Raw genomic sequence first — 12,443 nt, forward strand, 5'->3', positions numbered from 1 at the left:
TACAGATTGATTGAATCAAACTATATCACTGAATAAAATCGATACCATGCGAGAGTGCTGCTTCGCCTCACGCGATTACCTTCTTACATCAGGTACGACAATTATAATGAGAAATATGAGCCCAATTGCCAGAGACGGCAAGCTACCTCTGCAAAGCAAGAAGGCACCAGAACGTCAGGCAAGTACATTAAATAGCACCGATGCAATGGCAATGGTCGAACACGGCAGTGAAGTGAGCTTAAACGTCACCACCCCTGTTGGTACAAAGTTTATTACAACCAGCACATTTGTTGGCTGTCACTCAAATAATACTGCATTGATAGAGGTTCCGAACATCTCCGATGAAGACTTGAAGTTCTATTTTCAAGAAGGCTTTTGGATCAATGTAAAAGCCTACTCTCATCGAGGTGAAGGGGCCGTTATCCCATTTCGGGCCCAATTACAGCATCGACTAGGCGATCCGTACCCAATTTTGGTGCTAGACCTACCCAACACTATGCAGGTCTTTCAGCTTCGCAAAGAAGTGCGTTACGAAGTAAATTTGAGAGCGCGTGTTTGTTTAGAAGCCTATCGAACTGAATGCGAAATAAGAGATTTATCTCGTAGTGGCTGTCGTTTTGTAACATCACCAATGAGCCGACCACTTCAGGTTGGTGACCACGTTTCATTAGATCTAACAATGCCCGGAGAAAGTCGTATGCTAGCGCCGTTGCGAGGTCGTATTTGTAATTTACAAAAATCAACGCACTATGCTCGCTACGGAATGGAGTTTGATGAGGTTGGTAAAAACAACGCTAAAAACCTCCTCAGTCACCTCAAATTTGATGGGACTAAGCTCACACTAAAAAGATAGATTTTATAACCCCTACGCTTATCAAGAAGCTTTGAAGTGCTAGAAAACAAGAAACCCCTTACTTTTCAGTAAGGGGTTTTATTTACTAAGAATAAGGCAGTATCTTAGATAAGAGTCATGACTTAGAAGTCGTAACGTAGACCTAGCGCTAGCTCATCTTTTTCAGCCGCGCCTTCGTTATCCATTAGATCGAAGTTGTATGATGCGTAGCCACGGAAGTTAGGCTTGAAGTAGTAAGTTACATCAACAGCTAGGTTTTCTACAGTATCTGCGTCTTCTAGTTCACCTTTGTTGAACGTAGAAGTGAATACAGTTTGACCCATAGTGTAAGCAGCGGCTAGTTCGTAGCCTTTGTAATCAAAAGTCTTACCTGCAACATCCATATCCGCGCCAGTGTAGTTACCAGCGAAGTAGAAGTCACCTACAGAGTATGCAGCTACCAGCATGAACTCATCGCTGTCGTTTTGATCTGCGTAACCAGCACCTAGTTCAAAACCAGTGTTAGCAAACGCGTAAACACCAGATAGAGAGAAGCCATCTTCCTCGTTGTCTGTAAAGCCTTGTGCATCTGTTGTGCGATCAGCAAAACGGTAGCTAGCGCGTACAGCTAGTTGCTCGAATTGGCCTTTGTAAGACAGCATGTTATCTGTACGGTCAGAAACCGGCAGTTTAAGTGCTGCTGTGTTACCGTGGTAAGCCATAATGTCAGTAAAGTCAGTAAGAACCACTAGTGCGCCGTCGTTTTTACCGTAAGTTACTTCACCGTATTTGCCACCCAGACCCGCATAAGCGTAACGAGTTTCAAGGTCACTATTGTTATCTACGGCACCTTCTTCTTTTGTTTTGAACTCACCTTCCCAAAAACCAACGCCGTATAGGTTTTCATTGATTTCCTGTTTGCCTAGGAAGTTAAGACGGATGCGAGTACGGTCTTCTGCCTTACCATCCATCATAGAAAGACGCGCTTCAGCGCGGCCGCCCATCTCAAGAGAAGTGCCATCTTGGTTGTATAGTTCTGAAGCGACAACTTGAGATCCTGATGCCATTAGCGCCACTGCTACAGCTAAAGTTTTTAATTTCATTGTTATTTTCCATATCATTGTTTTATATGTGTTTTCTCACCAGAAAAACAGGACTTTTCTGTACCAACGAGAAAACTGGCGGCATAGTAGCAGCTGTTATTTTTCACGCAACGTGTTGAATAAACAGCGCTTATAGAAGAAAACACCACTTAAAATGACGATATGAATACCTCTCAACCATCAAGTTATCGGTTGAGTTAAAAAAAATGTTCGCGTCAAAAAAAAATTGACGAAAAAAATGTAAAAACAATATCACAAAACGTGATATTGCCCGCAAAAAAATCTTGTTAACTGACTGTTTTAGATAGACTTATTGATAATAAATCCGATTATTACAAACAAAAAAATCCCTGAGCATTCACTCAGGGATTTAGAGATTTGATAAGTAGATGATGAATTAAAGCTTAAAGAAACTTAATTGCTCTTTCTGCTTCTCTGCAAGTAATGAAAGCTCAGTACTCGCACTTGCACTCTGGCTGATGCCCGCTACGTTTTGGTTTACAAGCTCCGACATGTTAACCACGTTGCGATTGATATCTTGCGTAACTTGAGACTGCTCTTCGGCTGCGGTTGCTACTTGCGTGTTTGAATCGTTGATGTTGGCGACTGACTCGGTAATTCCAACCAACGCTTCATTAGCTTGTTGCGTCAGCTCGTTGTTGCGGCTAAGCATATCAAGGCTGACTTGCATACTGTCATTCGCAAGCCCAGACTGCGCTTGAAGCTCTTCAATGATCGTTTGGATCTCTTGTGTCGAGTCTTGAGTACGCGCTGCTAGCATTCGTACTTCATCAGCTACTACCGCAAAACCACGACCAGACTCACCAGCTCGCGCCGCTTCAATCGCAGCATTCAATGCTAGCAAGTTGGTCTGCTCAGATACGCCGCGAATCACTTCAATAACATCGTTGATCTGTACAGATTGCTCTTTTAGACGCAAAACAACTTGCGCTGCATCGTTCAATGCTTGAGACATTTGCGCACTTGCTTCCGCACTTTCTTGGAAGATAGCCAAACCTGATTGAGCAAGTCCATCAGCTTCACGCGCGGTTGCGTCAGCAGAGGTCGCGTTATCACTCACATTATTCGCAGTGCTTGCAAGCTCGTTAACCGCAGATGCAACTTGCTCGATCTCCGCCAACTCTTGTTGAGCGTTCGCTTCCGCTTGCGTCATTACCGCAGCTAATTCGGTCGATGCAGATGCAACTTCCTCACTAATACGGGTTAACTGGTCCACAGTGTTGTATAACTGCTCTGCGGTTTGGTTTACATCTTTGCTCAGCTTAGAGATCTCATTGTCCCCATCGACATCTGCACGTACTGATAGATTACCCATTGCTAACTGACGCATCACTTCTTGCAGCTTTTGGATTGGTGTAACAATCATGCCAGATAGGAACCAAGCGCCTATCAATGAGAAAGCAAATACCGCTAAAACCGTCAACATAGCGTTATTTTGCACACGTTCATTTTGCTGATGACTTCTGATAGTAGATTGTTCAGCTTGCTCGTTTACATGCTTTGATAGTGTGTTAATTTGTTGGACCATTTCTCGGCCAACATTGCGATACTCTTTGACAAATGCACGGTACTCGCTATCCGATTTCAAACCTTGATCGTATTGGTTGAAGAAAGCAACTGAGCGCTCTGAATATCGCACATAGGATTCAATTGCTTGGCGAACTTTAACGGCATCGTCACGGAATAGGTTTCGGGCTTCAATTGCGCTTAAATCGGCATCAACTTGCTTTAAGCCTTCTTTCAATTCGGTTAGAAAATTCTCACGACGAGAAGCATCGTAAATAGCGTAAACCGCGCTTATGCGCAGAGGGTAAATTTGGTCGTCAATACTCGCCAATGTGTCTTTGTGAAAAACCAAAGATTCTTGGTTGGAAGCAATAACATCTTGCTCTGCTTGAAGATTGTTTTTAGTAATCCAAAGAGCAATAAACAAAACAATCGCGGTAAATAATACCGGAACCAAAATTTGCGTTCGTACTGACAAATTTTTCAGTGATAACTGCATGACAGGGCCTCAGTTGTATGCGTGATGTCTATATCCAAACAAACTCGAGCAGTGCTTATAACAACGTTACTTTTCGGCAGTTTGAATATCTATGCTTCCTTGCGACGGGATAAATCCCAGACGAATAAACAAGTGGCGAATATTAGAGGTCGATCACACTTTTGTCTAGTACAAAAACTCTCCATTTTCAATCTGTTATTGACAATATCCCGACAGTAGCGTCGGGATATTGTCGTTATGATAACTTATGATCACTTATGATGAGATACATTCACATTTAGGACGGTTTCAGCCTATTTTCTCAACGAATTGAGCTTAGCTTGAGCAAGGCCAAAAATGGTATCGATTGGATAAGAACCTTCATCGGTTGGCTCACCAGCAACTTTCCCCGTAAACAATTCGATAGCTTCAGTAACATGGTCAATCGCCCAAATATTAAACTCGCCTTTTTCGACTGCTTTCACGATGTCGGAACGAAGCATTAGATTGTGAACATTAGAGCGCGGAATAATGACCCCCTGCCCGTCATGACGACCTTTAATTACACACACATCATAAAATCCTTCGATCTTTTCGTTTACGCCACCAATAGGCTGAGCTTGACCAAATTGATTCATCGACCCTGTTATCGCAATGTCTTGTCGATTTGGTTGCTTTGAAAAAGCAGACACAACCGCACATAACTCAGCCATGCTGGCACTATCACCATCAACACCACCGTAAGATTGCTCAAAGGTAATGGTTGTCGTTAATGGCACTCGTGCCGTTTTACCAAATACGGAAGATAAGTAGGCAGACAAAATCATTACGCCCTTAGAGTGAATACTGCCTCCCAAATCCACGCTTCGCTCGATATCGATAACATCCCCATCACCGTAACACGTCGTCGCTGTGATGCGATTCGGTGCACCAAACATGTAGTCACTAGTGCTCAATACCGAAAGTGCGTTCACTTGGCCTACGGCTTCTCCTTCGGTGCGAATCAGCGTTGTGCCGTTAATAAAGGTTTCCATTACGTTATCGCGTAATCGGCTTACTCGCATTTCTTGGTTATTGAGCGCCTCTTCAACATGCCCAATACGGATCATGTTAGAGTTAGCTTGACGAGCCACGTAGTTCGACTCTCGAAGCAAGTTGGCGATATTAGCCGAATGTAGAGATAGCTTGGATTGGTCGCCAGACAAACGTGAGCTGTATTCGATGATTCGAGCAATGGCTTTGCGATCGCAATGCAGCATATTATTGTCATGCACCACGCTAGAGATAAAGCGCGCGTAATGCAGCTCAGACTCCGGCGTACGTTTCATTTCGTCTTCGAAATCTGCCGTCACGCGGAACAACTCGCTGAACTCTGGATCGTAATGTTGGAGTAATTGGTAAGTTCGGTAATCACCAAATAAGATAATTTTGATATCAAGCGGAATCGGTTCAGGATCGAGTGATACCGCCCCCGTCAATGTGACTTCTTTTTCTAGAGACGTAAAACTCAATTGACGAGCACGCAATGCGCGCTTCAAACCATCCCAAACGTAAGGCTGTTCAAGTACTTTCTGAGCATCCATTAATAGAACGCCGCCATTCGCCTTATGCAAGCTCCCTGCGCGAATCAGCGAGAAGTCGGTAAACACCGTTCCCTTGAAAGTGGCAGTCTCAATCGACCCGAAGAGTGAATGATAGTTGGGATTTTCTTCAACAACGATAGGAAATTCGCTGCTTTTACGGCTTACCAAGACGTTCACTTTATAACGACGTGGCAATTTTTTATCCAAGGATGCCGTCGCAATTTCGCCTTGCTCGCCACTTTGGTCAAGGAAGATATCTGCGTTTTCAACAATATCTTTTTGCAGCTCAGTTAAGTAGGTTTTGATTTCGGAATATTGCGCGTAATCCACTTTGAGTTTTTTGATGAAGTGAGTAATCACATCAAGCGTCACTTCATCATTGAGCTTTTTGATTTTATCGCTGTATGTCTCTTCCCACTCCGTAAGCTCACGAACCATCGAGCGCAATCGCACTTCGAGTTCATCAATAGCATCGCTGAATTGCTCTTGTTCTTTTTTGCTTAGTACATCAAAAGACTCTTCCGTATGAAGCTCATCACCGTTCATGGCGACAAACTGATAATCCCCCTGCGTAGTCAGTGTTAGGCTGATGCCCTTTTCTTTTGCCTCTCGACTAATACGATCCAGCTCGTTTTGTTGCTTAGCTGCCAATTGATTTTTTAATCGCTCAGCGCGGCTAAAGTACATTTCATTGTCGAATGCTAGGGGTAAAGCATTCAATAATTTGCCCATTAAAGCTTCAATATCAACACGTAGTTTATTTCCGATACCACAAGGCAGCTTTAATACCTTTGGCGTACGGGTATCCTCAAAGTTCGCAACGTAACACCAATCAAACAGGGCTGCTGCATCGTGCTGGTGACGATTCAGATAGCGCAAGATCATGGTGCGTTTACCTAGCCCATTCTGACCAATGGCGTAGATGTTATACCCTTTCTCTTTGATGGACATCGCAAACTCGACCGCTTTTTGCGCGCGCTCTTGGCCCACGATTTCATCAATTGGAGGTAACTCCTTGGTCGACTTACATGGCATATTCTCTAGATCTGCTACAGAATATAGCTGCTTAGCTTCCAATCTTAGTATTGCCATATCCACTTCCTTTTTTCTTATTTTCGTTATTTGAGTGTAGAGATTATTTGCTTAATTTTAAGTGATTTACCTTCCACCCTAGATTGATTGGACATTTTATGAACACATAAGTGATATTAACACGCACTTGCAATTGATAATCAATTTCATTTAATATCTAAACAAATCAAATGTTGTGGAGATGGATATGAATATTGAGCAATGCTGGATGCGCTACTTAAAAGCGGAGCAACTGATGGAACAAGGCCATTGGCCAGAAGCTCATCGTTTATATGACGACGTGCTCAACAATCTACCCAACCACATTCATTTAGCGCTAGAAAATGCACAAACTAAACCTTGCCAGTTTGTATGTCTCATTACGGGGCTTAGAGATGCCAGCGTGACGCAATCAGAGATTCTCAACAAACTCGGCTTACAACATGATGCGTTCTCAATACTCAATCAAACTTACGCACTATTTCAATTTTTGCAGCTAGAGAGCCATGAACTGATTGAGCGCGTAGGTCACCTACTTGGTCAACAGAGCGAAGACTTATTAGCTCACATGGCGGCATTTTGCTCTGCCCAACGTAATGCTCAATGGATGATAGAACTCGAGCACGTAACGCGCGCGCATGAGCAGTTCTTACATTTGCAAGCAATGAGTTCGGCAAAAGCTTCGCCTTCTCACCTGTATAATTAATCTAAAGCTCAAGCATTGAGGCCAGCTAGGTTTGTACTGTCCATTGCTTGAGTATCATTTGCTTTATCAACCACAAGGATCTGTGATGTCTTCTAAAACCATTCTTTCGGTGAACAACCTATCAGTCAGCTTTACGACAAACGATGGGATCGTCGATGCAGTAAAGAATGTTAGCTTCGATTTAAAAGCAGGCGAGACGCTGTCCATCGTTGGCGAATCTGGCTCTGGCAAGTCAGTATCAACCAATGCACTGATGAAACTACTGCCAGACAACGCTATTTTGCATGAAAACTCATCCATCATGTTTGAGGGTAGCTCCATCTTGGATAAAACAGAGCGTGAAATGCAAAGTATTCGCGGTGATCGCATTGGCATGATTTTTCAAGAGCCGATGACCTCACTAAACCCGTACATGCGGGTGGGTATCCAAGTCGCTGAGGCCATCATGTGTCACCGCCCGGTCGACAGACGAACAGCAAAAGCAAAGGTGTTAGAGCTGTTTGAATTAGTTCATATGCCAAACCCAGAAAAAGCGTACAACAAGTACCCACACGAATTTTCTGGTGGTCAATTGCAACGCATCATGATTGCGATGGCACTGATTAACGAGCCCGATATTTTGATCGCCGACGAACCTACAACAGCGTTGGATGTCACGGTTCAAGCAGAAGTGTTGCACCTGATTAAAGAAATTCAGGCTCAGATGGGCATGGCAATCCTATTTATTACTCATGACTTAGGCGTCGTAAAACACTTTGCAGATCGTGTCATTGTAATGTGTAAAGGAGAAGTCGTCGAAGAAGGCGAAACGCAAATACTCTTCGAGGACCCAAAGCACGAATACACACGTATGCTAATCAACTCGATTCCTAAAGGCAGTAAGGAGCCTATTAGCGAAAGTGCTACACAGCTTTTAAAGGCCGACGATATACGAGTCAAATTCTTGGTAAAGTCGCATTTTATTGCGAGCAAGAATGAGTACTTCGAAGCGGTAAAAGGCATTTCTCTTGAGCTTAAACAAGGAGAGACCCTCGGGATCGTTGGGGAGTCCGGTTCAGGTAAGTCTACACTCGGCCGAGCTTTGATAGGTCTACTGCCCTCAACTGGCAAAATAGAATATAAAGGCCAAGATATGGCCTTGCTGACAAACAAAGAACGTTTTGAGCTGAAAAAAGACGTTCAGATGGTATTCCAAGACCCTTATGGTTCGCTTTCTCCTCGTATGACTATCGGCGAGATCATCACAGAAGGATTAACTGTCCACCAACCAATGTTGAGTAAAAAAGAACGTATGCAGAAAGCGCGCGACGTGCTCCGTGAGGTCCGCTTAGATCCCGCGTCCATCAACCGTTATCCGCACGAGTTTTCAGGAGGCCAGCGTCAGCGTATTGCTATCGCGCGAGCACTGATCCTTGAACCTTCGTTTATTCTGCTTGATGAGCCAACCTCTGCATTAGACCGCTCGGTGCAACTGACAGTGATTGACCTTCTGAAAGATTTGCAGAAAAAACACAATATTGGCTACTTGTTTATTAGCCACGATCTATCAGTAGTTAAAGCACTCTCTGATCGTGTTCTAGTCATGCAAAAGGGCGAGGTCATGGAACAAGGTACGGCCGAAAAGATTTTCCAAAACCCTAAAAATGACTACACGAAAAAACTGATAGATGCCTCATTTGATCTTGAAAACAGTGAAAATCAGCACAATGCGGCTTAGGTTCATCACAGTTTCATATTCATAAACTAGGATTAAGAAAAGGTGATAAATTCATCTTGTCTTAAGAATGGCGTAGCTGCCTTTCGGTTTGGCCGCCGAGACTGGTTGGTTCAAGAGTCAGACTTAGTCAACCTGGCTCAAATACTGGCAAACAGTATGAATTGAGTTCCCCCAACCATGAAAAATGCCGCGACACTGTCGCGGCATTTTTTTATTCTCAGAAGTTTCTAACAACTAGGGCATTAAATCGACTCAATACCCATATTATGTAACGTAAATGCATACACGTCTGTGGTGAGGTCAATTTGCTTACTCAGCGGCATTCCTGCACCATGACCGGCATTAACATCAATGCGTATCAATACTGGATTAGCGCCTTGCTGTTTGTCTTGCAGCTCCGCAATAAATTTGTACGAATGTGCTGGCACAACTCGGTCGTCGTGATCAGCAGTTGTCACCAAGGTAGCAGGATATTGCACGCCTTCTTTTACATTGTGAACAGGAGAGTAACCAAGCAAGTATTGGAACATCGCTTCACTTTGCTCCGACGTGCCATAGTCATACTTCCAGCCTTCTCCAGAAGTAAACGTGTGATAACGCAGCATATCAAGCACGCCAACCGCAGGCAGCGCGACTTTGAATAGTTCAGGGCGTTGCGTCATACACGCTCCAACTAACAAACCACCATTAGAACCACCGCGAATCGCTAGGCGATCCGAGCTAGTGTAGTCGTTTTCAATCAGGTATTCCGCCGCCGCAATAAAGTCATCAAATACGTTTTGCTTTTGCTGCTGAGTGCCTGCGTTGTGCCAGGCTTTACCGTATTCACCGCCGCCTCGCATGTTGGCGACAGCGTATATACCACCCAACTCTAGCCAGTTGGCTACATTGCCAGAAAACATTGGAGTAAGGCTGATGTTAAAACCGCCGTAACCATACAACATGGTTGGTGATCTACCATCAAGTGCAACGCCCTTCTTGTATGAAATGATCATCGGAACTTGCGTGCCGTCTTTTGAGGTGTAAAACACCTGTTTTGATTCATACTCATTACGATCGAACGGTGCCTTTGATTCTTGAAACAGTGTCGATTCACCAGACTCAACATCAAATGAGAAGATCGTCGGAGGCGTCACGTAGTTAGTGAATGTGTAATAAAGTGTGGTTTCTTCTTTTTTACCCGCCAGACCATAAGCCGTGCCTTCTCCCGGCAATTGTACATCTCGAATCCACTCACCTTGGTAGTTAAACTGCTGCACTTTAGAAAGCACATCTACCATATAAGTCGCAAACAGATAACCGCCACCTTTGCTGATTTCTAACGGCTGTTCTTGTTCAGCAATCACGTCAGCCCATTGTTCTGTCTGAGTGTTGTAGCTGACAACTTTGCCATTCGGCGCGTCTAGGTTGGTGTAAAGCAGCAAGGTTGCGTCTTGGCTATCAATTAAGTAGGTGTCGCCTTGCGTTGTCTCGCGCAGCGTCACAATTGCCTGTAACTCAGACTGTAAATCAATATAAAACAGACGATTACCCGATGTAGATTCTGCGCCAGAGATAATGAGGAAGCGATCATCTGTCGTCGTCGTACCAGACACATAACGATGAACTTGCGTATCCAACTCACCGAAAATCACTTTATCTTCAGATTGAGGTGTACCAAGTTCATGATAATAAAGCTTGTGATGCTCAGTTCGAGCAGACAACTCGCTGCCTTGCGGCTTATCGTAGCTTGAGTAATAGAAGCCTTTGCTGCCCAGCCAAGAAATCGACGTAAACTTCGCATCAACAATCTCAGGCTCTAGCTGTTCTTTGGTTTCCGTATCAATGACAAAGATCTTACGCCAATCACTGCCCCCTTCTGAGATGGAATACGCGACCAAACGGTAGTCTTTAGAGAAGCTGACTTCGCCAAGAGAGGTCGTGCCCTCTTCGGAGAAAGTATTTGGATCAAGGAAAACCTCGGCTTCTCCCTCGCCTTTACGTCGATACAATACACTTTGGTTTTGCAAACCGTCGTTTTTGTAGAAGTAGGTGTAGTCACCACGTACAAATGGCTGGGAATATTTTTCGTAGTTTTGACTGTTCGCCACTAAGTCACGGATTTGTTGGCGGTACGGTATCTGACCAAGGAAATCGAAGGTGACCGAATTTTGACCCGAAACCCATTGTGCGGTTTCTTCACTGCGATCATCTTCTAACCAGCGATAAGGGTCGGCAATGTCGTGACCAAAATAAGTGTCCACGACAGAATCTTTACGTGTTTTTGGGTAATGCATAACGTCCGTGTTACTCCGTTGTTTTTATTAAGTTGTTTATCTTCAATCGTTTTATTGCGGTGATTACCTTAGAGCACCCAATTTTGATTTCAACGACATTGTTTTAAATCTATGAAGAACCTAGAAATAATGAGATATCGTTAAGTACCGGTCACGAATGTGCTCAATAAGCAGCTTCACTTTGTTCGGTGGTTGACGAGTAAACGGATACACCGCGTAGATACCCAACTTTTTACCTACTAATTCAGGAAAAATATCCACCAGTTGACCATTACGAATATCGTGATACACCAAGCAGCGCGGGACGTAAGCAATACCATGGCCGCCCAGAGCGGCTTTACGTAATGCGGTCGCGTTATCAGTAGAAAAGCAGCCCGATACTTTGACGATGTAATTGCCATCTTCTCCTTTAAACTCCCAATCCGTTGCACCTGTGGTTTGGTAAGCGTATTGCAGACAATTGTGCGTGGTGAGATCAATCGGCTCGATCGGTTTCCCATTTTTCGCAATATAAGAAGGTGACGCGCATACCACCCATTGGGAATCGAGAATATGTCGTGCGATCAAACTAGAGTCGGCTAGGTAGCCAGTTCGAATGACTAAATCGTAACCATCAGCCACTAAATCGACAAAGCGATTATCCAATGACATGTCCACGGTCAGACCCGGATGAAGGTTACAAAACTCGGCAACAGCATCAGCAAGTATCAAATCTCCAGAGATACACGGCACGGACATTTTTATATGACCGCTCACATTCTCTCCAAAGCCTGCAACAGCATCCATAGCCTCCTGAGTGGCCTGCTTCACATTTTTAGCACTGTGGAGTAACACCTTACCTGCCTCGGTCAAGGTTAATTTGCGCGTTGTTCGATATAATAGCTGAGCCCCTATTTCTTCCTCCAACCTCGCCATTCTTTTGCTAACTACCGAATTTGTAAGGTTATTTGCCTCTGCAACCTTACTAAAGCTGCCAAGTTCGATTACTTGAGAAAATAGGATTAAGTCGTCTGCTCTCATACCATTATGTCACTTTTGGAATTAATTATTTTCATTATTTCCCTATATCAACAAAAAATAAAGGAGTAAATTCACGCCAAATTAACAAAACCATTACAACAAAAAGTCACCTCTACAGCGGATTGACACC

Annotated in this window: 8 protein-coding genes; 3 read left to right on the forward strand and 5 right to left on the reverse strand. The window is 44.0% G+C overall.

All coding sequences use genetic code 11. The annotated features are described in order from the left end of the window. Window positions 1-106: 106 nt before the first annotated feature. The gene (locus IQP38_RS16455; RefSeq protein ID WP_042521645.1) at window positions 107-853 is read left to right on the forward strand and encodes a flagellar brake protein; all 747 of its coding nucleotides are present in this window, start codon (window positions 107-109) and stop codon (window positions 851-853) included. 122 nt (window positions 854-975) lie between these two features. On the opposite strand, the gene IQP38_RS16460 is transcribed toward IQP38_RS16455, so the two are convergent. From IQP38_RS16460 to IQP38_RS16470, 3 genes are all read right to left on the reverse strand, one after another. After that, on the reverse strand, window positions 976-1,935 hold the full coding sequence (locus IQP38_RS16460) for a porin (protein ID WP_064354918.1): 960 nt from the start codon (window positions 1,933-1,935) through the stop codon (window positions 976-978). Between the two features lie 397 nt (window positions 1,936-2,332). Then, window positions 2,333-3,961, reverse strand: coding sequence for a methyl-accepting chemotaxis protein (locus IQP38_RS16465; RefSeq protein WP_005375120.1), 1,629 nt, complete (start codon window positions 3,959-3,961; stop codon window positions 2,333-2,335). A gap of 293 nt (window positions 3,962-4,254) precedes the next feature. Continuing rightward, window positions 4,255-6,615, reverse strand: a complete 2,361-nt coding sequence (locus IQP38_RS16470; RefSeq protein WP_005375118.1) for a Lon protease family protein — start codon at window positions 6,613-6,615, stop codon at window positions 4,255-4,257. A gap of 187 nt (window positions 6,616-6,802) precedes the next feature. On the opposite strand from IQP38_RS16470, the gene IQP38_RS16475 reads away from it, so the two are divergent. Continuing rightward, window positions 6,803-7,300: a hypothetical protein gene (locus IQP38_RS16475; RefSeq protein WP_017635485.1), complete on the forward strand. Its 498-nt coding sequence runs from the start codon at window positions 6,803-6,805 to the stop codon at window positions 7,298-7,300. Window positions 7,301-7,385: 85 nt separating this feature from the next. Next, window positions 7,386-9,017, forward strand: coding sequence for an ABC transporter ATP-binding protein (locus tag IQP38_RS16480; RefSeq protein ID WP_193837767.1), 1,632 nt, complete (start codon window positions 7,386-7,388; stop codon window positions 9,015-9,017). Window positions 9,018-9,259: 242 nt separating this feature from the next. On the opposite strand, the gene IQP38_RS16485 is transcribed toward IQP38_RS16480, so the two are convergent. Both IQP38_RS16485 and IQP38_RS16490 read right to left on the reverse strand, forming a co-directional pair. Continuing rightward, on the reverse strand, window positions 9,260-11,293 hold the full coding sequence (locus tag IQP38_RS16485) for a prolyl oligopeptidase family serine peptidase (protein WP_137283033.1): 2,034 nt from the start codon (window positions 11,291-11,293) through the stop codon (window positions 9,260-9,262). Window positions 11,294-11,413: 120 nt separating this feature from the next. Next, window positions 11,414-12,313: a LysR family transcriptional regulator gene (locus IQP38_RS16490; protein ID WP_005375112.1), complete on the reverse strand. Its 900-nt coding sequence runs from the start codon at window positions 12,311-12,313 to the stop codon at window positions 11,414-11,416. Window positions 12,314-12,443: the final 130 nt, after the last annotated feature.

This window comes from Vibrio sp. OPT41 (assembly GCF_015163595.1).
GTDB lineage: Bacteria > Pseudomonadota > Gammaproteobacteria > Enterobacterales > Vibrionaceae > Vibrio > Vibrio alginolyticus.